Source organism: Chryseobacterium sp. 22532, from assembly GCF_052044665.1.
Taxonomy (GTDB): domain Bacteria; phylum Bacteroidota; class Bacteroidia; order Flavobacteriales; family Weeksellaceae; genus Chryseobacterium; species Chryseobacterium lathyri.
This window is the reverse complement of sequence record NZ_JBQENJ010000001.1, coordinates 332,296-354,606: the sequence shown is the minus strand read 5'-3', so window position 1 is coordinate 354,606 and position 22,311 is coordinate 332,296. Positions and strand designations below refer to the sequence as shown.

At 37.7% G+C, this 22,311-nt stretch carries 23 protein-coding genes; 12 read left to right on the top strand and 11 right to left on the bottom strand.

Annotation, left to right across the window (positions count from 1 at the left end; genetic code table 11):
- Positions 1–2: 2 nt before the first annotated feature.
- Together ribH and ACTJIV_RS01780 are read left to right on the top strand one after the other, a co-directional pair.
- Positions 3–521 carry a 6,7-dimethyl-8-ribityllumazine synthase gene (gene ribH, locus ACTJIV_RS01785; RefSeq protein WP_336377896.1) on the top strand — a complete coding sequence of 173 codons (519 nt, stop codon included), beginning with the start codon at positions 3–5 and terminating at the stop codon, positions 519–521.
- 218 nt (positions 522–739) lie between these two features.
- Positions 740–2,818 (top strand): LTA synthase family protein, encoded by a 2,079-nt coding sequence (locus ACTJIV_RS01780; protein ID WP_440625245.1) that lies wholly within the window; start codon positions 740–742, stop codon positions 2,816–2,818.
- Here ACTJIV_RS01780 and ACTJIV_RS01775 read toward each other — a convergent pair.
- From ACTJIV_RS01775 to ACTJIV_RS01765, 3 genes are read right to left on the bottom strand one after another with little or no spacing between them, the layout of a single operon-like run.
- Positions 2,808–3,935 carry a glutathionylspermidine synthase family protein gene (locus ACTJIV_RS01775; protein ID WP_440625243.1) on the bottom strand — a complete coding sequence of 376 codons (1,128 nt, stop codon included), beginning with the start codon at positions 3,933–3,935 and terminating at the stop codon, positions 2,808–2,810. The two genes, ACTJIV_RS01780 and ACTJIV_RS01775, sit on opposite strands and share 11 nt — an antisense overlap.
- Before the next feature lie 3 nt (positions 3,936–3,938).
- Positions 3,939–4,265: a hypothetical protein gene (locus ACTJIV_RS01770; RefSeq protein WP_440625241.1), complete on the bottom strand. Its 327-nt coding sequence runs from the start codon at positions 4,263–4,265 to the stop codon at positions 3,939–3,941.
- On the bottom strand, positions 4,265–4,585 hold the full coding sequence (locus ACTJIV_RS01765; protein ID WP_440625239.1) for a hypothetical protein: 321 nt from the start codon (positions 4,583–4,585) through the stop codon (positions 4,265–4,267). The genes ACTJIV_RS01770 and ACTJIV_RS01765 overlap by 1 nt, the downstream gene beginning before the upstream one ends.
- 76 nt (positions 4,586–4,661) lie before the next feature.
- On the opposite strand from ACTJIV_RS01765, the gene ypfJ reads away from it, so the two are divergent.
- Positions 4,662–5,519, top strand: a complete 858-nt coding sequence (gene ypfJ, locus ACTJIV_RS01760; RefSeq protein ID WP_223558011.1) for a KPN_02809 family neutral zinc metallopeptidase — start codon at positions 4,662–4,664, stop codon at positions 5,517–5,519.
- 54 nt (positions 5,520–5,573) lie between these two features.
- Here ypfJ and ACTJIV_RS01755 read toward each other — a convergent pair whose 3' ends face one another.
- A complete protein-coding gene (locus ACTJIV_RS01755) occupies positions 5,574–6,416 on the bottom strand; it encodes a GLPGLI family protein (protein WP_440625236.1) in 843 nt (280 codons plus the stop codon).
- A 145-nt stretch (positions 6,417–6,561) separates the two neighbouring features.
- Here ACTJIV_RS01755 and ACTJIV_RS01750 point away from each other — a divergent pair, with 145 nt between their 5' ends.
- The 6 genes from ACTJIV_RS01750 to sufD all read left to right on the top strand — a co-directional run bounded on the left by ACTJIV_RS01750 (position 6,562) and on the right by sufD (position 11,482).
- On the top strand, positions 6,562–6,891 hold the full coding sequence (locus tag ACTJIV_RS01750; protein WP_111954251.1) for a HesB/IscA family protein: 330 nt from the start codon (positions 6,562–6,564) through the stop codon (positions 6,889–6,891).
- 32 nt (positions 6,892–6,923) lie between these two features.
- A complete protein-coding gene (locus ACTJIV_RS01745) occupies positions 6,924–7,298 on the top strand; it encodes a four helix bundle protein (protein WP_440625234.1) in 375 nt (124 codons plus the stop codon).
- A gap of 38 nt (positions 7,299–7,336) precedes the next feature.
- The gene (gene sufB, locus ACTJIV_RS01740) at positions 7,337–8,785 is read left to right on the top strand and encodes a Fe-S cluster assembly protein SufB (RefSeq protein ID WP_111954249.1); all 1,449 of its coding nucleotides are present in this window, start codon (positions 7,337–7,339) and stop codon (positions 8,783–8,785) included.
- A gap of 7 nt (positions 8,786–8,792) precedes the next feature.
- Positions 8,793–9,296 carry a GNAT family N-acetyltransferase gene (locus ACTJIV_RS01735; RefSeq protein ID WP_440625232.1) on the top strand — a complete coding sequence of 168 codons (504 nt, stop codon included), beginning with the start codon at positions 8,793–8,795 and terminating at the stop codon, positions 9,294–9,296.
- 18 nt (positions 9,297–9,314) lie between these two features.
- Positions 9,315–10,058, top strand: a complete 744-nt coding sequence (gene sufC / locus ACTJIV_RS01730; protein WP_111954245.1) for a Fe-S cluster assembly ATPase SufC — start codon at positions 9,315–9,317, stop codon at positions 10,056–10,058.
- A gap of 116 nt (positions 10,059–10,174) precedes the next feature.
- Positions 10,175–11,482, top strand: coding sequence for a Fe-S cluster assembly protein SufD (sufD, locus tag ACTJIV_RS01725; RefSeq protein WP_174772313.1), 1,308 nt, complete (start codon positions 10,175–10,177; stop codon positions 11,480–11,482).
- A gap of 209 nt (positions 11,483–11,691) precedes the next feature.
- Here sufD and ACTJIV_RS01720 read toward each other — a convergent pair whose 3' ends face one another.
- Both ACTJIV_RS01720 and ACTJIV_RS01715 read right to left on the bottom strand, forming a co-directional pair.
- Entirely contained in the window at positions 11,692–12,612 is a 921-nt protein-coding gene (locus tag ACTJIV_RS01720) for a DUF3078 domain-containing protein (RefSeq protein ID WP_111954243.1), read from the bottom strand.
- Positions 12,613–12,837: 225 nt separating this feature from the next.
- Positions 12,838–13,764 carry a DUF3078 domain-containing protein gene (locus tag ACTJIV_RS01715; RefSeq protein WP_111954241.1) on the bottom strand — a complete coding sequence of 309 codons (927 nt, stop codon included), beginning with the start codon at positions 13,762–13,764 and terminating at the stop codon, positions 12,838–12,840.
- Positions 13,765–14,018: 254 nt separating this feature from the next.
- Here ACTJIV_RS01715 and ACTJIV_RS01710 point away from each other — a divergent pair, with 254 nt between their 5' ends.
- The 3 genes from ACTJIV_RS01710 to gdhA all read left to right on the top strand — a co-directional run bounded on the left by ACTJIV_RS01710 (position 14,019) and on the right by gdhA (position 17,659).
- Positions 14,019–14,786: a rhomboid family intramembrane serine protease gene (locus ACTJIV_RS01710; protein WP_440625229.1), complete on the top strand. Its 768-nt coding sequence runs from the start codon at positions 14,019–14,021 to the stop codon at positions 14,784–14,786.
- A gap of 214 nt (positions 14,787–15,000) precedes the next feature.
- Positions 15,001–16,110, top strand: coding sequence for a DNA-processing protein DprA (gene dprA, locus ACTJIV_RS01705; RefSeq protein ID WP_440625227.1), 1,110 nt, complete (start codon positions 15,001–15,003; stop codon positions 16,108–16,110).
- 190 nt (positions 16,111–16,300) lie between these two features.
- Positions 16,301–17,659, top strand: coding sequence for an NADP-specific glutamate dehydrogenase (gene gdhA, locus ACTJIV_RS01700; RefSeq protein ID WP_223558007.1), 1,359 nt, complete (start codon positions 16,301–16,303; stop codon positions 17,657–17,659).
- 159 nt (positions 17,660–17,818) lie between these two features.
- Here gdhA and ACTJIV_RS01695 read toward each other — a convergent pair whose 3' ends face one another.
- The 5 genes from ACTJIV_RS01695 to ACTJIV_RS01675 form a co-directional block, all read right to left on the bottom strand.
- Positions 17,819–19,339, bottom strand: a complete 1,521-nt coding sequence (locus tag ACTJIV_RS01695) for an amidohydrolase family protein (protein ID WP_440625225.1) — start codon at positions 19,337–19,339, stop codon at positions 17,819–17,821.
- 104 nt (positions 19,340–19,443) lie between these two features.
- Entirely contained in the window at positions 19,444–20,184 is a 741-nt protein-coding gene (locus tag ACTJIV_RS01690) for a LytTR family transcriptional regulator DNA-binding domain-containing protein (protein ID WP_440625223.1), read from the bottom strand.
- 152 nt (positions 20,185–20,336) lie between these two features.
- Positions 20,337–20,672: a hypothetical protein gene (locus ACTJIV_RS01685; protein WP_440625221.1), complete on the bottom strand. Its 336-nt coding sequence runs from the start codon at positions 20,670–20,672 to the stop codon at positions 20,337–20,339.
- 115 nt (positions 20,673–20,787) lie between these two features.
- Positions 20,788–21,276 (bottom strand): YkgJ family cysteine cluster protein, encoded by a 489-nt coding sequence (locus tag ACTJIV_RS01680; RefSeq protein WP_440625220.1) that lies wholly within the window; start codon positions 21,274–21,276, stop codon positions 20,788–20,790.
- The gene (locus tag ACTJIV_RS01675) at positions 21,277–22,248 is read right to left on the bottom strand and encodes an ion channel (protein ID WP_111954225.1); all 972 of its coding nucleotides are present in this window, start codon (positions 22,246–22,248) and stop codon (positions 21,277–21,279) included.
- Positions 22,249–22,311: the final 63 nt, after the last annotated feature.

The following is a 22,311-nucleotide window of genomic DNA, read 5'->3' as shown; positions in this document are numbered from 1 at the left end:
AAATGGCAACAGTTAATCTTTCCGATTACAAGCCACTTCATATAACAAATGCCGAAGAATTTTCTATCGGCATTGTTTTTTCTGAGTGGAATGATTTTGTAACTTACAATCTTCGTGATGCAGCCCTTGAAATCCTAGAAAAAGAAGGGGTAAAACCAGAAAACATCAAGCTTTTTCCGGTTCCGGGTGCTTTTGAGCTCAACTATGCAAGCATGCAGCTCTGCAAAGAAAGAAAATACGACGCAGTAATTGCTATCGGGTGTGTAATCCGCGGCGAAACCCCTCACTTTGATTTTGTTTGCTCAGCAGTAGCACAGGGAATCAAAGACTGCAATGTCTTAACGGACACTCCTACTATTTTCTGCGTTCTGACCGATGATAATAAAGAACAGTCCATTGCCAGAAGCGGTGGAGACCTAGGAAATAAAGGTGTAGAAGCAGCTGTAACCGCTTTGAGAATGATCGATTTTAAAAAGAATCTTTCTGATAAAAAAGGAAACATCGGTTTCGGGCATCCTTAATCTTTAATACATCTTAACAGTATACAGGACTATTTTTAATAGTCCTTTTTTATTGATATTCAGCCTACCATTACTTTTTATATTACCAATCATTCACTACATAATACGTTAAATCTTCATTAATAATTCAAAAAAATGATAAGAAATAGCATGTTTCCATTTTTTTTCATTAAAAGTTATATACAAAAACTATCTTTGCGGAAATTAATCTAACGTACATGTTTTCAAGTAAAATAAAACCATTCTTATATTTAGGGATCTTCTATCTTATCATTTCGCTTATTGTACGGATCGTGTTTTTATTTCATCCAATCACTACGGCCACTTTCGGATTTTTTGAGATCATAAAAGTCCTGTCCATCGGCCTGGTGAATGATATTTTTGTTTTTATTTTAGCCAGTACATTATTGGCTGTTTACTTTTTATTTCTATCCAATTCAAAATATAATAAGCCGTATGGATATATTATTTTTGGAGCTTTAGTACTGTTTTTTCTATACATTCTGCTCATTCCGAATAATATTTTCAACCAGTATGGAGGCTCTATATCAGAAGTCGCCTTAGCTTTTGTAGGACTCAAAACCATTTTATTTGGTTTGATGCTTTTTCTCCCTTCAAAAAGGATCAGGATCCGGAATGTTCTGTATTTCATCACACTGTTGCTGTATGTTCTTCTCATTGTCTTTAACGCTGTAAGTGAATACTTTTTCTATAATGAGTTCGGGGTACGCTATAACTTCATTGCGGTAGATTATTTGATATACACCAATGAGGTCATTGGAAACATCATGGAAAGCTATCCGGTTGTTCCCCTGTTTTCTGCAATTCTTATTGTTACTTTAGCCATTACATGGTTCATCTATAAAAAAACAAAAGATGAGCTGCTGGAACTGCCCGATTTTAAGCAAAAAATGGTATTGCTGGGAACTTTTATTGTTATGGTCAGCCTCAGTATTTTAGGAGTATCTTCTTTAATGCAGATCCGTTCAGACAATGTTTTTGCTGATGAGATCGAAAGCAATGGTCTTCCCAAATTCTACTGGGCCTTCACCCACAACGAGCTGGATTATTTTCAGTTTTATCCGCAAATCGCACAGAAAGAAGCAGAAAAGAACTTTTTAAGCCAGTATTCGGAACCTGTGTTGTCAAGAAATATAATTTCAGAGCAGCCGGAACTTAAGAAAAATGTAGTTCTCATCTCTATAGAAAGCTTATCCGCCGATTTTATGGAACATTATGGGGGTACTTTAAAGATTACTCCTTTCCTGGACAGCCTGGCAGACCGCTCGATCATGTTTACCAATCTTTATGCCACCGGAAACAGAACTGTGAGAGGACTCGAAGCGTTAACCCTTTGTATTCCACCTACTGCAGGGGAAAGTGTTATAAAAAGAGATGACAATAAAAATAAATTTACAACAGGAAGTGTATTCAAATCCAAAGGATATGATGTGAAATTCCTGTACGGAGGTTACAGCTATTTCGATAATATGCAGGACTTCTTTGCCGGAAACGGTTATGATATTGTTGACAGAAACAATTTTAAACCCGAAGAAATCACCTTTGCCAATGTCTGGGGCGTTGCCGATGAAGATATGGCTAAAAAAGCAATTCAGACCATGAATGCTGAGGCCAAATCCGGCAAACCTTTTTTCAATCATTGGATGACGGTTTCCAACCACAGGCCTTTTACGTATCCTGACGGAAGGATTGATATTCCAGGAACAGCAAAATCCCGTGACGGAGGGGTAAAATACACTGATTATTCACTTAGAATGTTCTTTGAAATGGCTAAAAAACAGGACTGGTACAAAAACACGGTCTTCGTGATCATTGCCGATCATTGTGCATCCAGTGCAGGGAAAACAGAACTTCCTATGGACAAATACAGAATTCCGGCGATGATTTTTTCAGAAGACTTTATCCAGCCTCAGAAGTTTGATAAGCTGATGTCTCAGATAGATATTATGCCTACCCTTTTCGGACTGCTGAATTTTAACTATAAATCCAAATTCCTTGGTCAGGATGTCTTCAAAAAAGAATTCCAGCCAAAAGCTTATATAGCCACTTATCAGGACCTTGGTTTGGTAAAAGATGGACATTTAACGATCATTTCACCGGTTAAAAAAGTAAAACAATATTCTTTACAGCTTGAATCCAGCAGCCTTGCCCCTGAATTCAAACTCTATTATGATGAAAAGCTGATCAAGAAGCCTGAGCAGAAACTCGTTAATGATGCTATTTCCGCCTATCAGTCCACATCATTCTGGCTTAAAGAAAAGAAACTTAACCGATAAGGTGAGGAACAAAACGGCTCTGGTTATTGGTGATCAGGTGAACACTTTCCCTGATCCCGATACCGGCAGGCTCCTGCCCTATTACCCAGCTGCCAATCACCGGATAATTGCCATCAAAATTGGGAAGATCAAATAATTGCTGGTAAATAAAACCTTCTTTACCATATACACCATCATTTTCCTCAACAGGAATATTATTTTTATACAAAATTACATTGGCTCCCTCTCTGGAATAAACAGGCTTTTTAGCAAAATCTTTCAGATGTTTCGGTTCAAAATAAGATTCCAACAGGTAAGGATGATTGGGATACATCTCCCAAAGGATTGGAAGAAGAGCTTTGGATGAAAGTAAAATTTTCCATGCAGGCTCAATCCATTGCGATCGGAAACCGTTTTTTACAAGTTTTTCTCCAAAACCGTCTGCAAGAATCCATTCGTAAGGATAAAGCTTGAAAATATATTCCATGATCGACCGGTCAGCTGCAATGAATTCAGAAATATCCTCAGCCCAGCCAATATCCTGAACAGGAATAAATTCCGTATCGAAGCCTGCCTGAGAAGCGCAGTCACGCATGTATTCCACATTGGTAACATCTTCAATATTGGTAAGAGAAGCAAAATAAATATGATGCGGGTTCATGTAATTTCTAAGATGCTTCCAGTAATCTACCAGTTTCTCATGAATGGAATTAAACTGATCTTTATAAGGAAACAGCTCCTGAAGCCAGTACCATTGTATCACCGAACCTTCATATAGTGAAGTCGGCGTGTCAGCATTAAATTCCAGCAGCTTTAAATTTTTTCCGTCAAAACCAAAATCAAATCTTCCATAGATAGAAGGATGATCTTCTTCCCAGCTTGTAACGATATAATTCCGGAACCAGTTAGGAATATTAAACTTTTCCCAAAGATTTTTTTCAATGATATGATCCACCGCCTCCAGGCACATCTGCCAGAGTTCTGCAGTAGCCTTTTCTATTGTATTAATTTCTTCTGTGCTAAACTGGTAATAATGACTTTCATCCCAATAAAGGCCATCCAGGGAGTGATACCCGAAACCAAGATTCTCTAGTTTATGCTGCCAGTTTTTTCTGAATTGTGATTGAATTCTTTCCATATTTTATGATGATGCACTGAAACCGCTTCTTCCCAATTGCCCTCTTACTACATTTCCTTTGAAATTATTTCTTCCGATATTGGATTTGCTGCTTATCGCATCACTGTAATAACCGGCCTTCTGATAAGATCCATAGCTATAAGCACCATACGGTCTGAACGCATGATAAAGAAGGACTCCCGTCAAAAAACCATGACTCCTCGTGTAAGAAGCTGTAGTGTCGGACCTCATATAGACTTTCTTTTCGGCTTTCTCTTTAGGCTGCTCCTGGGAACAGGCTGCCAATACACCCGTTACAAAAAGTAATTTAATAGAACTTGACTTTTTCATTATTGAACCGTTATAAAAAATTCATAGTCTTTTTTCGTTTTGGCAATATGGTCATTGCCGTCACTGTCTTCTCCTCCTACAAGAGTGTCGCCCAAAGTAGGAATGGTATCTTTTTTAACGATCTCTTTAAAAAGCTTTTTATCTTTCCAGATCTTATGTTTCGTAATAAGAACATCCGCAGTATCCAGGTGCTCAACAGAAAGTACTGTTTCAATAGAGCCAGTCTTATCTACACTGTTTACTTCATCTTCTTTTTCTTTTTTACATGCTGTAAGTGCCATGATCCCAACTGATAACAGGCAAAGTTTAATTTTTTTCACGTCGGCTGTAATTTTTCACAAAAGTAGTAATTTAGTAATGATATTATTTTAAATTTACAGGGCAAAAAAATTTGTTATGAAATGGACAGACGATAGAAGCGACAACGTAGACGACCGACGAGGATCCGGCGGAGGTGGCGGAGGCGCTCTTGTAGGTGGTGGATTGGGAACCCTGATCATTGCCGCAATTATATTCTTTTTGGGCGGAGACCCTTCATCTTTACTTTCTTCCGGAGGAGGCAGTTCTACTCCCACCGAACAGAGAGAATTAAGTGCCAATGAGCTTCAAATCCGTGAATTTGTTAAGATGGTCACTGCCGAAAATGAGCAGACCTGGACTAAAATTTTTGCTGAAAACGGAATGCAATATCAACCTGCCGTAGTTGTCTTATTTGAAAGTACAACGCAATCCGGTTGCGGAACAGCCCAAGCTGCCATGGGACCTTTTTACTGTCCTGCGGATCAAAAGGTTTATATGGATATGAGCTTTTTTAAAGAGCTTCAACAGCAGTTTGGCGCACAGGTTACGGAATTTTCCATTGCTTATGTAATGGCTCACGAAATGGGTCACCATGTACAAACCCTTTTAGGAACTACTCAGAAAGTAGATGCCTTAAGAAGAAGCGGAAGATATTCTGAAGCAGATTTAAACAGGGTTTCAGTAGCTACAGAGCTACAGGCAGATTTCTATGCGGGTGTTTGGGCTAAGCAGACAGACAGCAGGGAACATATCCTGGAACCAGGTGATATTCAGTCTGCCATAGAAGCAGCTGAAGCCGTAGGCGATGACAATATCCAGAAAAGATCTCAGGGTTACGTTAATCAGGAGAGCTTTACCCATGGATCATCTGCACAGCGTAAAGAATGGTTTATGAAAGGGTATAATACCGGAGACATCAAACAGGGAGATACTTTTAATCAACTTTTAAAATAAATCCTTCTTTATATAATTAAAAACCCCTGAAGAAATTCTCCAGGGGTTATTTTTTTATTGCAGTTCAATCGGGTTGCTATTTTTCTTCGCTTCCTCTTTCACTCTCTCTTCCATTCTCTTCCTCATATCAGCTGGATTCTGATTTCCACCTCTTCCTCCGCCAGCTCTCGGTGGCGCAGGAAAGCCTCCTCCACCGCCACTCTGCATGAATGACATCGGATCTGTTTTAAATTTTTCCTGCTGTTTCAGGTAATCCGATCTTTTTACTTTCAAAGTATTTCCAAACTGGTTCAAAGTTACGATTTCAGCAATTTTATAATTCTTCATTAAATCAAAAGAATAATCACCTTTATCATCCTCTGCTTTCACAATCAGCCCAGGAAGCCCTCCAAACTTATATGGCCCATCCTGATAAGGCAGATCTGTAGTAAACCAGGCCGTCCATGTTCTTCCGGCAAAATCTGTTGTTGCTTTCTGAACTTTATAATCTCCGATCTTAGTGGTTTCAGAAGAAATTTTCCAGTTCAAAGGACGGTCTTCCTCATAAACGTAGACGTCCCTGCCTATTCTGTCCTTAAAGTAGGTCTTTTGGCTGGCCTTATCTTTTTCTACAGAATAATTGATATTGGTTCTTACCCCTTCCATCTGCTCCCTGCTCACGGAACCTCTGCCTCCTCCGCCCTGGAAAGCTTTCTGCAGGATAGAATCTCTCTTATATCTGTTTTCTGAATAAAAAAGAGACTTTTCTGCGGAAATATCTAAATATGCATTTTCAGTTTTAATATCGCTTTTATTTTCTGCATCCGGTTTCATGGTAACCTGATATACAAACCGGTTGTTCTGTGCAGAAATATGCTGCATAACCAGCGCTAAAGCAATGATGCCAATTTTTTTCATTATAGAATAAATTTATTGTTTGGATTTCAAAAGGTTAACAAAGTTAAGCCATCAATAATAAAAATCGATAAAATAAAATTCCGGATTTTTATTTCCTAATTATTGTACGTATTTTTGCATAATTAAATCATTCTAAATAAATACAATGATAAAAGTATCAGATCAAGCAAAAGCAAAAGCCATTCAGCTGATGACAGAGGATGGTTTCAACGCTGCTGAGGATTATATAAGAGTAGGGGTAAAAAGTGGAGGATGCTCTGGTTTAGAATATGTTTTGGGTTTCGACAATAAAAAAACAGATGCAGATCAGGTTTTTGAAGATAATGAAATCAAAATTGTTGTAGATAAAAAATCTATCCTCTATTTAGCAGGAACAACTCTTGAATACTCAGGAGGATTAAACGGAAAGGGGTTTGTTTTTAACAATCCTAATGCATCCAGAACGTGTGGTTGTGGAGAATCTTTCAGTCTTTAAGACTGATTAAAAGATTTAGAGATTAAGAAATTATGACTGTCTCATTTGAAAATTTCCCGATTTATAAAAAGGCAATTGCATTTACAGTTAAAATTTTTAAAATCCTTGATAATGAAAATTTACAAAAAGAATTTTCACTCAAAGATCAGCTAAAAAGAGCGACTTTATCAATAACTAATAATATTGCGGAGGGCTCAGAATATGGAAGTAACAAACAATTTATTAGATTTCTTTGGATTTCAAAAGGAAGTTGCGCTGAAGTCAGAAATATGCTGTTTGTTTTATACAGTTTAGAGAAAATCAATGATGAAATTTTCAATCCACTTAATACTGAGTGTCTGGAAATAACAAAAGAGATTTATCATTTTATAAAATATCTTGAAAAGAGCACTTTAGATGCTAAGTAATTTTTAAATTCCTTAATTTCTGAATCTCTTAATAAATTATGAGTAAATATACTGAAGACGATTTAAGAGTCGATCTAGAAAATAAAAAATATGAATTCGGGTGGGAAACGAAGATCGATTATGAAGAGTTTCCAATCGGTTTAAACGAAGATATTGTCCGTGCGATCTCCGCGAAAAAAGAGGAGCCGGAATGGATGACAGAATGGCGTCTGGAGTCTTTCAGAATCTGGCTGAAAATGGCAGAGCCTACCTGGGCAAATATTAAATATGAAAAACCTGATTTTCAGGCTATTAAATATTATGCCGCACCGAAAGCGAAACCAGAATTGGAGAGCTTAGATGAGGTAGATCCCGAATTGTTGGCCACTTTTGCAAAATTAGGAATCAATATCGAAGAACAAAAAAGACTTTCAGGAGTTGCAGTAGACATCGTAATGGATTCCGTTTCTGTGAAAACCACTTTCCAGGATACCTTAATGGAAAAAGGAATTATTTTCTGTTCTATTTCAGAAGCTATTAAAAACCATCCTGATCTAGTAAGAAAATACCTTGGAAAAGTAGTTCCAAGAGGAGATAATTTTTATTCAGCACTGAATTCCGCAGTATTTTCTGACGGAAGTTTCTGCTATATTCCAAAAGGTGTAAGATGCCCGATGGAGCTTTCAACTTATTTCCGTATCAACCAGGCAGGAACAGGCCAGTTCGAAAGAACGCTTGTGATTGCTGACGAAGGAAGTTATGTATCTTACCTTGAAGGCTGTACTGCCCCATCAAGAGACGAAAACCAGCTTCACGCAGCTGTTGTTGAATTGATTGCAATGGATAATGCCGAAATTAAATATTCTACTGTTCAAAACTGGTATCCGGGTAATGAAGAAGGAAAAGGTGGGGTGTTCAATTTTGTAACAAAAAGAGGACTTTGCGAGAAAAATGCAAAAATCTCCTGGACGCAGGTTGAAACAGGATCTGCCGTAACATGGAAATATCCGTCTTGTATCCTGAAAGGAGACAATTCTATTGGTGAGTTCTACTCTATTGCAGTAACCAACAATCACCAATATGCAGATACGGGAACAAAAATGATCCACATTGGGAAAAATACCAGATCTACGATCATTTCAAAAGGTATTTCTGCAGGAAAATCTCAGAATTCATACAGAGGACTGGTAAAAGTAATGCCTTCAGCAAAAGGAGCAAGAAACTTCTCCCAGTGTGATTCCCTGTTGATGGGTAATGAATGCGGTGCGCATACCTTCCCTTATATTGAAATCAAAGATCCTACTGCCCAGCTGGAACATGAAGCTACTACTTCAAAAATTGGAGAAGATCAGATCTTCTACTGCAACCAGAGGGGTATTGATACAGAAAGAGCTATTGCATTGATTGTAAATGGTTTCAGTAAAGAAGTATTGAATAAGCTTCCAATGGAATTTGCAATTGAGGCTCAGAAATTATTGGAGATTTCTCTTGAGGGTTCTGTTGGATAATTTGAGGATGGAAACTACAGAAAACCTAATTTTAAGAAAACCTGAAAATGATGATTTTGAAAGGTTTTTTGAAATTAACAGAGATCCACAGACCAATCTGTATAACCCAAGTGGACCAATGAACATTGAAAAAGCAGAAGGTACATTCAAAAGGATGCAGGAACATTGGGATCAATATAATTTTGGAGGCTGGACCATTATAGCAAAAGAAAACAAGAGTATTATTGGCTTTGGAGGCTTGAGCTATAAAATGTATGGAGAGGAAGAAGAACTAAATCTCGGATATCGCTTTGCTGTTGAAGCATGGGGAAAAGGATATGCAACAGAGTTCACAAAGAAAGCTATAGAATTTGGATTTACCAGTATCAGTAAAGAAGAGATATTTGGAATTGTTCGTCCTGACAATATAGCTTCTGTTAAAGTTTTGGAAAAGGCAGGTATGATACGTATAGGAAAGCTTAATGATGTTCCCGGTCAGCCTGAAAGTTTAGTATATAGAATTCAAAAATAATTTGTTTAGCAAATAAAAATGTTAGAAATAAAAAACTTGCACGCCAAAATTGAAGATGGCGCAGAAATTTTAAAAGGTATTAATCTTGAAATAAAACCGGGAGAAGTTCATGCCATCATGGGACCTAACGGAGCTGGAAAATCTACTCTTTCTTCTGTGATTGCAGGAAAAGAGGAGTATGAGGTAACGGAAGGTGAAATTCTTTTTCAGGGAGAAAACATCGGCGAAGATGCTCCTGAAGACAGAGCGCATAAGGGGATCTTCCTTTCTTTCCAGTATCCAGTGGAAATTCCGGGAGTTTCTGTAACGAACTTCATTAAAGCTGCTTTAAACGAAACAAGAAAAGCAAACGGACTGGAGGAAATGCCGGCAAAAGAAATGCTTGCCCTTATCCGTGAAAAATCCGAGCAATTAGGTATAAAAAAAGATTTCCTTTCAAGATCACTGAACGAAGGTTTCTCCGGGGGTGAAAAGAAAAGAAATGAGATCTTCCAGATGATGATGCTTAATCCTAAACTGGCTATCCTTGATGAAACAGATTCAGGATTAGACATTGATGCATTAAGAATTGTTGCAGACGGTGTAAACACTTTTAAAAACGAAGGAAATGCAGTTCTTCTGATCACTCACTATCAGAGATTGCTTAACTATATCCAGCCTGACTTTGTTCACGTTCTTGCCAATGGAAAAATCATCAAAACCGGTGATAAATCTCTTGCTTTAGAACTTGAAGAAAAAGGGTACGATTGGCTTCTTAACTAAGAAGCAACTCTTTTCAGCAGGGATTTTATCAATCCTTTCTGAAGATGCGGAAAAACCGCAGTAAATAGTATTATTTCAAATATATAAAATAAGGTGTGATGGCCGAAATATCAGTAATGGCTTTATACGATCAGATTATTGACAATCACGGTGAATTTTTGGAGAGCCTTCGTCACAGATTTCTGGATGAAGATAGAAAAACTGCTCTTCAGAATTTCGAAAACTTAGGTTTTCCGACAAAAAAAGACGAAGAATATAAATATACCAGCATCAAAGAGATCACAGAGAAAAACTATAATTTTTTCCCTAAGGAAAGTCATAATATTACCAAAGAACAGCTGGATCAGCTGCATTTAGGTGAAGAGAATTTTGACTGGATCGTTTTTGTAAATGGTAAACTTCATAAAGAGCTTTCAAAAGTTTCTATTGAGAATGTAGAATTTCTTTCATTCAACTATGCGTTGAATGATGAAAAACATAAGGAAGTATTTGATAGGTATTTCAATACCATTGCTTCTAAAGACACTGCTTTTACGAACTTAAATCTTGCCTATTGCAAATATGGTTTCTTCCTAAAAGTTCCGAAAAATGTAGTGATCGAAAAACCGATCCATATTTTCTACATCTCTCAAAATCAGGAAGAAAACACATTCTACAATACAAGAAACTTACTGATTGTAGAAGAAGGAGCAAAAGTTGAGGTTATAGAAAGTCACCATAATTTTGACAGTACGTATGTACTGACGAATTCTGTGACGGAAATCTTTACGTATCCCAATGCAAAAGCAGACTGGCATAAGCTTCAGAATGACAACAATACATCTTATCTGATCGACAGCACTTTTGCAAGACAGGAAAAAGACAGTTTAACTACTGTCAATACTTTCTCTTTCGGAGGAAAACTGGTAAGAAACAACCTGGATTTCATTCATAACGGAAGCAATATCAATTCGTTTATGAACGGGATTACGATTATTGGAAAAGATCAGCTGGTGGACCACCATACAGCAGTTCACCATAATTTCCCGAACTGTGAAAGCTACCAGAACTATAAAGGTATTTTCGACGGAAATGCGCACGGTGTTTTCAACGGAAAGGTTTTCGTAGATAAAATTGCCCAGAAAACCAATGCCTATCAGCAGAACAATAATGTATTGCTAAGTGAAGGAGCAACCATTGATACCAAACCTCAATTGGAGATCTTCGCAGATGATGTGAAATGTTCTCACGGCTGTACAGTAGGCCAGCTTAATGAAGATGCATTATTTTATTTAAGAGCAAGAGGAATTTCCAAGAAAGAAGCTCAGGCATTGCTTTTATATGCTTTTGCCAATGATGCCATGCAGAACATCGACATTGAACCGCTTAAAGAAAAAATCTCAAAACTTTTAGCTGAAAAGCTTCAGGTTGATATAGAATTTTAAGACTAATATAAATTGATACCAAAAAGCACTTCCATCCGAAGTGCTTTTTTATTAGGTAAGACAGGAATTTGAAGCTTGAAGATGGAGGTTATTCAAGTCGAATCTAAACTCTTGTTCTTTTCAAGAGATAATTCCTTTATTATATTGTCAGAAACTATAAGCCTACTAGTAACTTCCGGCTTCCCTCTTCTGTCTTCCTACCGTCTTATTTATTTCAGCCAGGACTGATTATCTTTCTTATCGGAACGTTTCTTTCCATTATCGATATTATACGCAAATCCTACTCCTAAAGTCTGCTTAAGCTGCGTTTTTTGGATTTGGTTGTGGTCGTATAACAGATCCAGCGTAATATTCGTCGAAATAAACTTGTTGATCTTCATATTAAGGATTCCGCTGTACCCCAGGACCAGATGATCAGGGTGGTCAAGATAGTTTGAAAATACCGACGCTGTATTGGTCAGGTTAATATTTTCCATGATCTTGATCTTATAGATAGCCGTACCCAGGAAACCGAACTGGAACAGAGAAGAATCTCCGTCATTCTTAAGTCCATAAGTTCCTGCGGTCTGGAGATCTTCGTCCAATACAAATGTCCATCTTGCATTGGCAGGGCGAAGTGTCATGGTAAAGTTGTCATTGGGTCGATAGGTAACACCGGCACCAATATTGAGATATCCCGGAGCCATAAAATTGGAGATCTTTTTGGCATCAGGATTATTTCCGTCTTCATAACCTCCGGCAAATTGCGTCTGAAGGCCTATACCTCCTGAAAGATACCAGTTCTTGGCAAACTCACGTCCGTAATTGGTTGACAGATTAATCACATCCTGTGTTTTTCTGGTTCCGATGCCTTTTGTGTTATTCTGCCCGTATCCCAGGATGATGATATTTTCCCAGAGATCCTTCCCTTTTTCATAAGTAAGGTTATAATTAACTCCGGCAAGCCATCCGACATTGTTGGCTCCTCCACCAACCCAGTTTGAGAATGCAGCCTGATTGAGCATTAATGTATTTTGTCCCTGGACAGACCACGCTTTTACGGTATCTGTTTTAGCAGCATCAGTTCTGACTTCCTGAGCCATTGTGGTGATTCCGGCAGAAATGGAAACGGCCAATAAAAGTTTTTTCATAGATAAGGATTTTCGTTACAAAAATATACATATAATTTTTGTTAAAAAACTAATCACTCCTATTTGAAATATTAAATTAGTATTTATTGCATTAGAAAACAGCAAAATACATCTTGGAAATAGACGTGAAAAGCAAAAATGAACTTATCTCTACTTAAAATTATATTTTTCTGCAAAAAAAGCGCCTCATATTGAAGCGCTTTCCTATTGAATGAATTTAATAATCTATTTTTTTATCCACCACTGACTGTCTTTACGGTCAGAGCGTTTTACACCATTATTCAGAGTATAGGCAAATCCTATCCCAAGCGTTTGCTTCAGCTGTGTTTTCTGGATCTGGTTATGATCGTACAGCAGATCCAATGTGACATTAGATGATATGAATTTATTGACTTTGAAGTTTACAACAGCTCCATAAGCAAGAACCAGCCGTTCCGGATGGTCCAGATAATTGGAGAATACAGAGGCAGTATTGGTTATATTAATATTCTCCATCAGTTTTACTTTGTATAAAGCTGTTCCCAGAAAACCGAACTGCAAAAGTGAAGTATCTCCGTCATTTTTCAAACCATAACTTCCTGCGAACTGCAAGTCTTTATCCAGAACGAAAGTCCATCTGGCGTTGATAGGACGCATGGTTACCGTAAGATTGTCATTAGGCCTGTATGTGATACCCATACCAAGGTTCAGATAACCAGGAGCCATAAAATTGGATATTTTTTTAGCCGCCGGATTATTCCCGTCTTCATATCCTTTATAAAATTGTGACTGTAATCCCGCCCCTGCAGAAAAATACCAGCTATTCGAAAATTTCCGCCCATAATTGGTGGAAACATTCATTACATCCTGTGTTTTCCTTACGCCAAGCCCCTTAGTATCATTCTGTCCATAATCCAGGGCAATAATATTTTCCCAGAGGTCATTATCTTTTTCATAAGTTATATTGTAATTTACTCCGGCCAGCCATCCCACATTGTTGGCTCCTCCTCCAACCCAGTTTGAAAAAGCAGCCTGATTGATCATCAGAGTATTTTTCCCTAGTACCGACCAGTATTTTACCGTATCTACGACTACTGAATCTTTTTTCAATTCTTCTTGTGCACTTGCATAAATCCCCATAGAAAAGGAAAGAATCAATAAAAACTTCTTCATTATTTTACATGATTTTCATTACAAAAATATTAATATAATTTTTAAACGTGAATATTGGCCTATAAAAAGCCTTAAACAGATTAAAATCTCTTCAACATCCAAAAACAGGCCAGTTTAATACATTCAATGTCAAAATATTAGGTTTAGAATATTAAAATACAAACCTTTTGTCTTAAAATAAACACTACTCGTTGAAATACATCGACAAAATTTCCGAAATTTATCATTGGCTTTTGATTTGACGTACCATCGACATGTTTAAAAATATAATTTCCAAAAGAGCTGTTATAACCCCCTTGCTGATGCTTTCGGCCATGTGGTTCGGCTACTTTCTGCAGATGCAGGGCCTTTTTCAAAGCTGCTTTGGAGCCATAATACCTCTATTGCCGGAAGGCTTACTGGGAATCATTACGTCCCCCCTTCTGCATGGAAATATTGATCATATCATAAGCAATTCTATCCCGGTAGCTGTTCTTCTGTTTCTTTTATACCAGTTCTACCCTTTAGTCGCCAACAAGGTCTTTATTATCGGCTGGCTGGCTACAGGATTGCTGGTATGGCTGCTACCACCAATAGATATCCTCACCGGCGATTATATGTATACCTGTACCATTGGAGCCAGCGGTGTAGTATATGTCCTTGCCTTCTTCCTCTTCTTCAGCGGAGTTTTCAAATGGAATATGAAACTTCTTACTATCTCGCTGCTTGTAGTTCTGTATTACGGCAGTTTAATCTGGGGTATGTTTCCGGAGGAATTATTCTACAATCTTCAGGAACCGAGTAAAATATCTTGGCAGGCCCACCTTTCAGGAGCTGTTGTGGGGAGTATTATCGCTTTTGCCTTTAAAAATGTGGGCGACAAGAAAAAGAAATATATCTGGGAATTCCCAAACTATTACAGCGAAAAAGACGATAAACTATGGCAGGAATACAAAGAAAATCATCCGGAGGATTTTATGGAACTGCCTTATAAAAAAAGAGATGATATCTGGGATCATCTGGATGAATTAAGAAAAAAATAAAATGGAACTGGAAGCTCGGAGAGAGAGGTTAGAAGTTACTATTAGACTTAGTATTTCTGAAAGTTATCGAAAGTTCTGGTGAGCCCTATTAAAAAAGTAATAAAAACTGGCCTATGGCTATTCATTAGGTAATCAATAACTTTCCTCTTCAAACTTCAGGCTTCCTGACAATATTCAACTCAGGTTATTTTATTACATTTGAAAAAAAACACACATGATCACTGAAGAGCATCTGTATGCAATCGCCCTACGCGAATGCAGCCTGATAGGAGACATTAATTTTCAAAAACTTATCCGGACCTTTGGAAGTGCTGAAGAAGCCTGGAAGAAAGCAAAAAGAGAATTCAGCAAAACAGATGGCGTAGGAAAAAAGACTATAGCCGATATCGGAAATGAAGAATATCTGAAATTTGCAGAAAACGAGATTAAATTCTGCGAAAAGAACAATATCCAAATCAGGCTGCGACATCTTAAAGAGATTCCTGATCTGCTTAATGAATGCGATGATGCTCCTGCAATTATCTATCAAAAAGGAAATTTTGACGATTCCTTACAGAAGATCAGCATTGTAGGAACACGGAATATGACTTCTTACGGCAAGGAGTTCATCGGAGATTTCTTCGAAGCATCAAAGTCATCTAAATATATATCCGTCAGCGGATTAGCTCTTGGTGTTGATAAAGAGGTTCATGAGCAGTCTATTCAGTTTAAAATCCCTACCATGGCCGTTCTTGCTCATGGCTTTCATACGCTGTACCCTCCAAAAAACAGGAAACTGTCTGAAAAAATCCTGCAGGAAGGTGGTACTTTAGTAACAGAATTTAATTCTTCACGAAAACCGGACCGGGAAAATTTCATTCAAAGAAACAGAATCATAGCCGGAATTTCTCCTTCAACAATAGTAGTAGAAACTGGATTTGGTGGCGGGTCAATAAGTACTGCATCTTTTGCCAACGACTATAATCGTGAAGTTTTCGCCCTTCCCGGAAAGATTACGGATCTATACAGCCAAGGGTGTAATCAGCTGATTTTCCAGAATAAAGCTGCATCCATTTCCACCGTTAAGAGTCTCATAGATTCAGTTGGACTTAATCATTCAAAAGAGAAAGTCGCAGAACTGTTTCCCTATAGTGAAACAGATATACAACTTACTGACAGTCAGGAAAGCATATATCAGTCAATAAAAGCCCACCCTCAGGTATCTCTGGACGATCTTGCGCAGATGATTTCGGTCCCGTCTTATAAAATTCTTCCTGTAATTTTAGAATTGGAGCTTTTGGGGAAAGTAAAATCATTTTCCGGGAGGCAATTCCTAGCAATTTGAGAATTAACGATTTCTTAATATTGCATTATTTGAGACGTAACTTTTAATTTTTAATAAAATTTGATCACAAATTATCAATTTAATAATATTTCGAAACATTATTATTTAATTTTTAACAATGTTGAAATACAGTATTGTGAATCTTGAAAAAAAAATTAAATTTGTTGACAATAATATTCAACCCTAATATATGGAACAATATAATATTGACCAGAAAATCCAGGAGTTTATTGCCAAGATTGAAGCAAAAAATCCTAATGAGCCAGAGTTTTTACAAGCCGTAAAGGAAGTAGCTGTGACTGTAATTCCGTTTATTATGACCAAGAAGGAATATACAGGAATGAAGCTGCTGGAGAGAATGGCTGAAGCTGAAAGAATCATTATCTTCAGGGTTCCATGGGTTGATGACAAAGGAGAGATCCAGGTAAACAGAGGTTTCAGAATCCAGATGAACTCTGCGATCGGACCATACAAAGGGGGAATCCGTTTCCATCCTACTGTAAACCTTTCAGTTCTTAAATTTTTAGCTTTCGAGCAGGTATTTAAAAACTCACTGACGACTCTTCCAATGGGAGGAGGTAAAGGAGGTTCAGATTTCGATCCGCAAGGAAAATCTGATATGGAAGTAATGCGTTTCTGCCAGGCTTTCATGACTGAGCTATGCAAGCATATCGGTCCTGAAACAGATGTACCTGCAGGAGATATTGGTGTAGGAGCAAGAGAAATTGGATATCTTTTTGGGCAATACAAAAAAATAAGAAACGAATTTACAGGAGTCCTTACAGGAAAAGGTCTTGCTTACGGAGGTTCACTTATCCGTCCTGAAGCTACGGGATACGGTGTGGTGTACTTCGCGGAGCAGATGCTTAAAACAATCAACGAGACTTTCAAGGATAAAACGGTAAGTGTATCAGGTTTCGGAAACGTAGCCTGGGGAGTAATCAAAAAGGCAACTGAGCTTGGTGCTAAAGTGGTAACAATTTCTGGCCCGGACGGTTATATCTATGATAAAGACGGTATCAGCGGAGAAAAAATCGATTATTTGTTAGAACTTAGATCTTCCGGTAACAACAGAGCTGAAGACTATGCTAAGAAATATCCTTCTGCTGAATTCCACGCAGGAAAACGTCCTTGGGAAGTGAAATGTGATGTAGCATTTCCTTCTGCAACCCAAAACGAACTGGATCTTGAAGATGCTAAAGTTTTGGTAGAAAACGGATGCCTTTGCGTTACTGAAGCCGCAAACATGCCTTCTACTTTAGACGCCATCAACTATTTCTTGGATAATAAAATATTGTTCTCGCCTGGTAAGGCTTCCAATGCCGGAGGTGTTGCTACCTCAGGTCTTGAGATGACACAGAACTCTATCCGTCTTAACTGGACATCTGAAGAGGTTGATGCAAGACTGAAGGAAATTATGATCGGAATCCACAAAGCTTGCAGAGACTACGGAAAAGATGAAGATGGCTACGTAAACTACGTGAAAGGGGCAAATATTGCCGGCTTCGTGAAAGTTGCGGAAGCAATGCTGGCTCAGGGAGTGGTATAAAAATAAATAAAGGTTGGGAAAATTCCCAGCCTTTTTTGATATAGCCTGTTCCCGGGATAATGGGAAAAAAGTAAAAAGTGAAAGGAGAAAGCGCAGTACATGTTACAGCGCTTTTTTTATTGTATCAGATGTAAAAAATTAAAACATTAATGGAAATCTTCATTTCAGGTATTCATCAATTTCTATATTCCTGTTTTCATTGTTGCCATCTTCGATAGCTTTCAGAATCATTTTAATTTGAGCTTTACCAATTACATGCTTATTAAAAAACACATACTCGATAGCTTTTGTATTTCTGATATCTTCCAATGGATTTTTAGAAAGGAGCACCAAATCTGAATAGTAGCCTGCTTTTATCTTCCCGGTCTTGCTTTTCATCCATTCACCAGGCTCCACCGTAGCAGAATAGATGGCCTGTGAATTGGTCATTCCGGATTGAGATAAAGACTCTAATTCATCGTGAAGAGCAAACCCGGGAACAACCGTGGCAACATTAGCATCAGTTCCGGCCATAACAGGGATATGATGATCTACCAATGCTTTGGTCATGATGTGAATCGCTTCCACATAGGTCTTCCAAAACGTCAGTGATAATTTTTTTGCTTCAGGTGTATCTTTTCCATCATATTCATAGCCATTTTTACCGGGTAACCAGCCCATTTTGTACAATGGCGTTCCTTCAATAATTTTGGGATTAGCATATTTTAATTCTATTGCTTTAAGCTTAGATTTTAAGTCAAACCGCTGGGCTAAAAAGCTTTTGCACAACCAAACGGTTGAAGTAACACTTACCTTATTTTCTTTTAGTTTTTTGGCGATCTGATGTGACCGTGTTTTTAAAAAACGGAGATATTCTTCGGGATTTTTAGAAATTGATTTTCCGAATTCATCAATTGTTTTAACGGTTATCTCTTCAATATGAGCGACTTCCTTCTGTCCTGAGTGAGAAAAGGTTTCTAAATCAACCAACGGTATGTGCCCAATAACCGGTATCTTATTTTCTTTAGCCCTCTCTATTGTTGTTTTAAATATTTCCGGATTCACAAAACCGTACATTTTGATGGCATCATAGCCCTGCTCCTTTATTTTCTTTATGGCTTTTTCCGCATCTTTTTTATTGGAATAATTGACGGACTGTCTTGTCCAGCTATAATAATAACCCGCCAGACCCACCTCACTAAATATAGGTGGTGAAGCAACAAATATCCTCGGCCCCAAACCGTTTTTCCGTATTGATTTCCGCCATTCTAAAATCTCCGGATTCCCGGCCATTTCCCTGATGTAGGTAACCCCATTCGTCAGATACAAAAACAAATCATTTTTACTTTCTTTTACATGAACATGGCTGTCTACAAGACCCGGAATAAGATACTTTCCTGTACCGTCAATGAGGGTAGCTTCCTTATTCACGGGTTGATTGGCGTCAAGCTGAAGAATGAGTCCATCTTTCATAAGGACATTCTGATTTTTAATAAAATGAGTACAATCTTCTGAAAGGACATTGACATTTCTAATTTGTACCAATGGTGATGGCTTAATAAATGAAGAAAAATTAATAACCCGGGTAGATTTACCCAGGACTTTATTGAGTTCATGATCTGCCCATAAAAAAATACAGCCCATCATGCACAATCCTATTGCAGATGACCATACAATTCTCCTGATCCAAAGCTTTTTCATACAATATTTATTCTTAATCTGGAAGGCAAAATAAAAACAAAAACACCTTTCAACAAGGTGATATGAAGGATTAGGGATGAAATACGCGGTTTTAGGTACGGAAATTATAAGGACAATAAATGTTCTCTGTAATTTTTAGAGACAGGAAGTTCAATTTGAGTAAGCGAAATGGTATCCGCATTTTTCCAGGCCTTAAAATGAGAAGGATTGATGAGGTGTGAACGATGAATCTGAATCAAAAAATCAAAATCATTCTGAATCTTTTTAAGCGTGCTGCGAATGAGTTTTACCTTTACTTCATTTCCTTCTACAAAGAAAATCTCAACATAATTCTGAGCATTGGAAACACAAATCAGCTCATCCTTTTTAATTTTTAAAATATCCAGCTTATTGTCTCCCCTAATGATGATGGTGTCATCCTGTGCAGGAATTAATGAAACTACATATATTCTTGCCAAAACTATGATGGGCGTTGAAATCAAAGCTGATTTAAGAATGATGGTCTCTAAAAATTTGATAAACCCATATCCTCCATTCAAAATAGGGCTCTTATAAAAACAATATGTGCCTATCCAAAAAAGAAATTGAAAAAAAACAATGCTTATTAATTCAAACCCAATGTTCCATTTTGCCAGTTTCCCGTAAACCTTTTTCTGCAGCAAAGCAATAACCCCATAACACAGAAATGCAATGATGCTAAATCCAATACTAATAATGATCCATACCTTAAAACTAATGGTTCCGTCGTCAAACGGTCTGATAAAAAAAGCAAAAATGAAAAGCCACATACTCAGGAAAGCTCCTATCAGTAAGTGATGCTTAAGGGAAGGGTTTAATCTTTTCATTGAATAAATCAGCTTGGCCCGAATGATCCGGATCTATAATTACATCTGAAATATACGTAAATAATATACGGGTTGATTACTTCAATTAATGGATAACAAAAAAATCCTGAGACATTTGTCCCAGGATTCCCTTTCTACTTTGCTCAATATTACTACTTAGATGACTTTGCTTTTTTCTTAGCTTTTCTTTCTGCTTTGGTTGTTTCTGAAGGTTTCGTAGCATCTGTTGCTGTTTCTGCACTTACTGTTGCCGTAGCATCAGCTGTGGCAGCCGGAGTTGCTGCTGCATCTACCGTAGCCGTTGCTGTGGTATTTTGTTGTTGAGCACTAGCGTCTGTAGTAGTACTTGTCTGGGTGTTCTGCTGTTGAGTCTGAGTGGTCTGGTTATTAGACGTATCGGCTGGTTTTTGTGGTTGTGTCTGTGTTTGTGCCGATACTGCGATTACACCGACTAAAGTAAACGCTGCAGTTAAAACTAATTTTTTCATAATGTAATATTTTAAATGATTGTTTAACTTAAACGACACTCTTTTTATTAAATTATGTGTAAAGTTCTTATTTAACGTACTTTATCATTATTTAAGATATTTTACAACAGAAGGTTTACTTTGCAATATTCTTCATCATTCTTTCCACAAACTCAAATGCAGCCGGACATATGACGGTGTTTTTCAGCATTAAATTATTGATCTGGTAGATCTTTTTACGGTCTGTGTGCGGATATTCCCGGCAGGCTTTGGGCCTTACTTCATAGATGGAGCAGGTATTGTCATTATTCAGGAAAAAGCAGGGAAGATTCTGGAGTACCTTATCATTATCTTCATCCACTTTTAAAAACTTAGCTTCAAAATCAGCCTGCTTCATTCGCAGATGTTTTGAAATACGCTCTATGTCTTTTTCCGTATATAAAGGTCCGGTTGTTTTACAGCAATTAGCGCACTGAAGGCAATTCACTTCATCAAAGACTTCATCATGGGTTTCCTGAACAATATAATCAAGATTCTTGGGCGGTTTCTTTTTCAGTCCGTCCAGAAATTTTTTATGCTCTTTCTGCTTTTGTAAAGCCTGCTTTTTATAGAAGTCTAAATTCATTTATTCTTTATCTCCTGCTATAGGCGGAAGATCTGCTTTTTGATGGTCATTAATTTTATCAAGGTCCAATATTGTTGTAAGATCATTATTGTCCGGATAATACATCAGGGTAAATCTTGCTCCGTAAACAATTTCTGCCGACACATAGGAAGATCTCTGGACCACTGTATTGGAAAAGACTTCATCAAATGCGCGGACCTGAACAATGATCTCAATATCCGTGTTCTTAAAATCTTCTTCAGAAAACCCGTAAAACGGCGAATCTTCCTTGATCTCATGCACAACGGTCCAGTTCAGCGCCAAAGTATTGATCTTGCTCAGATGGGTCTTTAAAGAATAAAAATTACTTTTCGGAGTTCCCTCTTCGATCACTTCAATAGCTGCTGAAACAATAACATCAGCATCCGTCAGAGCATTATTTTTATAAGGAGCCAGCCTGAACATTAAAGCCCTTGATTCTTTAAACGGAGCAATAACGGCTATATCTGAAAACCGGAGGTAAGCTCTCGGCCTTGAAAATCTTCCGTAAAAAAGCCCGGTTGCAATAGCAAAGGTAAGCAATCCCAGGAAGGCTTCAAAAGTAGCCACCAAGCTTGCCATAAAGCCTACAGGAGCAATCCTCCCATACCCTACTGTGGTAAAGGTCTGCGAGCTGAAGAAAAATACATCAATGAACTCGTTCAGTGGATCGCTTTTATCAATTCCGGTAAGATGCTCTACCCCAATAAGATAATAAATCATTGCAAATACAAGATTAATCAGGACATAAGCAATCACCAGATAGGATAAGAAACGGAAAGTAGACAGGTTCAGCATGGTATGATACCAGCTAAGCCTATTGAATACATTCACGCCTCTCCGTTTTACATTCGGAAGCCCGTCCTTATTGATGAATCTGCCGGAAGCATTGCTACCAAAGCCACTGTTTTCAGTATTTTTCTGACGGATTTTCTGTCTGAAGCCTCTAGCCATATATTATTTTATTTGTTGAGGTAACTGTAAATGAGCAAATTCACTTTTACCCATTCTCCCCTT

Excerpts from the sequence above, each read along its gene's own strand:
- ribH (WP_336377896.1), top strand. The coding sequence starts at position 3 with ATGGCAACAGTTAATCTTTCCGATTACAAGCCACTTCATATAACAAAT.
- ACTJIV_RS01780 (WP_440625245.1), top strand. The coding sequence starts at position 740 with ATGTTTTCAAGTAAAATAAAACCATTCTTATATTTAGGGATCTTCTAT.
- ACTJIV_RS01775 (WP_440625243.1), bottom strand. The coding sequence starts at position 3,935 with ATGGAAAGAATTCAATCACAATTCAGAAAAAACTGGCAGCATAAACTA.
- ACTJIV_RS01770 (WP_440625241.1), bottom strand. The coding sequence starts at position 4,265 with ATGAAAAAGTCAAGTTCTATTAAATTACTTTTTGTAACGGGTGTATTG.
- ypfJ (WP_223558011.1), top strand. The coding sequence starts at position 4,662 with ATGAAATGGACAGACGATAGAAGCGACAACGTAGACGACCGACGAGGA.
- ACTJIV_RS01755 (WP_440625236.1), bottom strand. The coding sequence starts at position 6,416 with ATGAAAAAAATTGGCATCATTGCTTTAGCGCTGGTTATGCAGCATATT.
- ACTJIV_RS01750 (WP_111954251.1), top strand. The coding sequence starts at position 6,562 with ATGATAAAAGTATCAGATCAAGCAAAAGCAAAAGCCATTCAGCTGATG.
- ACTJIV_RS01745 (WP_440625234.1), top strand. The coding sequence starts at position 6,924 with ATGACTGTCTCATTTGAAAATTTCCCGATTTATAAAAAGGCAATTGCA.
- sufB (WP_111954249.1), top strand. The coding sequence starts at position 7,337 with ATGAGTAAATATACTGAAGACGATTTAAGAGTCGATCTAGAAAATAAA.
- ACTJIV_RS01735 (WP_440625232.1), top strand. The coding sequence starts at position 8,793 with ATGGAAACTACAGAAAACCTAATTTTAAGAAAACCTGAAAATGATGAT.
- sufC (WP_111954245.1), top strand. The coding sequence starts at position 9,315 with ATGTTAGAAATAAAAAACTTGCACGCCAAAATTGAAGATGGCGCAGAA.
- sufD (WP_174772313.1), top strand. The coding sequence starts at position 10,175 with ATGGCTTTATACGATCAGATTATTGACAATCACGGTGAATTTTTGGAG.
- ACTJIV_RS01720 (WP_111954243.1), bottom strand. The coding sequence starts at position 12,612 with ATGAAAAAACTTTTATTGGCCGTTTCCATTTCTGCCGGAATCACCACA.
- ACTJIV_RS01715 (WP_111954241.1), bottom strand. The coding sequence starts at position 13,764 with ATGAAGAAGTTTTTATTGATTCTTTCCTTTTCTATGGGGATTTATGCA.
- ACTJIV_RS01710 (WP_440625229.1), top strand. The coding sequence starts at position 14,019 with ATGTTTAAAAATATAATTTCCAAAAGAGCTGTTATAACCCCCTTGCTG.
- dprA (WP_440625227.1), top strand. The coding sequence starts at position 15,001 with ATGATCACTGAAGAGCATCTGTATGCAATCGCCCTACGCGAATGCAGC.
- gdhA (WP_223558007.1), top strand. The coding sequence starts at position 16,301 with ATGGAACAATATAATATTGACCAGAAAATCCAGGAGTTTATTGCCAAG.
- ACTJIV_RS01695 (WP_440625225.1), bottom strand. The coding sequence starts at position 19,339 with ATGAAAAAGCTTTGGATCAGGAGAATTGTATGGTCATCTGCAATAGGA.
- ACTJIV_RS01690 (WP_440625223.1), bottom strand. The coding sequence starts at position 20,184 with ATGAAAAGATTAAACCCTTCCCTTAAGCATCACTTACTGATAGGAGCT.
- ACTJIV_RS01685 (WP_440625221.1), bottom strand. The coding sequence starts at position 20,672 with ATGAAAAAATTAGTTTTAACTGCAGCGTTTACTTTAGTCGGTGTAATC.
- ACTJIV_RS01680 (WP_440625220.1), bottom strand. The coding sequence starts at position 21,276 with ATGAATTTAGACTTCTATAAAAAGCAGGCTTTACAAAAGCAGAAAGAG.
- ACTJIV_RS01675 (WP_111954225.1), bottom strand. The coding sequence starts at position 22,248 with ATGGCTAGAGGCTTCAGACAGAAAATCCGTCAGAAAAATACTGAAAAC.